The 857-nt window shown below is 70.0% G+C and carries 1 protein-coding gene; it reads left to right on the top strand.

The genetic code is table 11. The features are described from left to right. A partial coding sequence (locus C1I98_RS42405; RefSeq protein WP_497846353.1) for an NsdA family TPR-like regulatory protein occupies positions 1–857 on the top strand: 857 nt, incomplete at both ends.

Below are 857 nucleotides of genomic sequence, written 5' to 3'. Positions count from 1 at the left end.
CGCCACCGCATCGGCCCCGCCGACATCGAGACCGTCCGTGAACTAACCGCCACCTTCTCCCGCGTCGACCAGCAACGCGGCGGCGGCCACGGCCGAAAGGCCGTCGTCCAGTACCTCAAAACCGACGTGGCGGCGCTCCTCCAGGGCTCCTTCTCCACCGAGTCCGTCCAGCGCGACATGTTCGGCGCCGCCGGAGAACTCGCCTACCTCGCCGGCTGGATGGCCTTCGACAACAGCGAACACGCTCTCGCCCAGCGCTACTTCGTCCTGGCCGTCAAACTCGCCGCCCGCGCCGACGACCCGCCCCTAACCGCCCACATCCTGCGCGCCATGGCCCACCAAGCCCTCGACCTCGGCGCCCCCGAACAGGCCCTGGACCTGTCCACCGCCTCCATCGAAGGCCGCCGCTACACCAACGCCACTCCACGCGAACGCGCCCTCACCGGCGTCGTCCACGCCCGCGCCCTCGCCACCAACGGCCACAACCAAGCCGCCGCCCGTACCCTCCTCCAAGCCGAAGACGACCTCACCTCAGCCGACGCAGGCACTCCGGAACCCGCCCGCACCTTCTTCTTCACCGAAGCCGCCCTCGCCCACGAAACCGCCCGCACCCTCACCGCCCTCGGCGACACCCCCGGCGCCCTACGCCACTACCAACACAGCATCCGCACCCGAGGCACCACCTTCCGCCGAACCCACGCCGTCACCCTCGGCTACCTCGGTGCCGCCCACCTCACCCAGGGCAGCCTCGAAGAAGCCTGCACCGTGTGGACCACCGCCCTGGACACCATCGAAAACGGCGTCCATTCCGCCCGAGCCCGCCAAACCATCACCGACATGCGCAACCTCCTATCCCC

Origin of the sequence: Spongiactinospora gelatinilytica (assembly GCF_003236385.1) — a bacterium.
Classification (GTDB): Bacteria; Actinomycetota; Actinomycetes; order Streptosporangiales; family Streptosporangiaceae; genus Spongiactinospora; species Spongiactinospora gelatinilytica.
The sequence above is the reverse complement of the archived record's forward strand: the minus strand, read 5'-3'. Positions and strand labels throughout refer to the sequence as shown.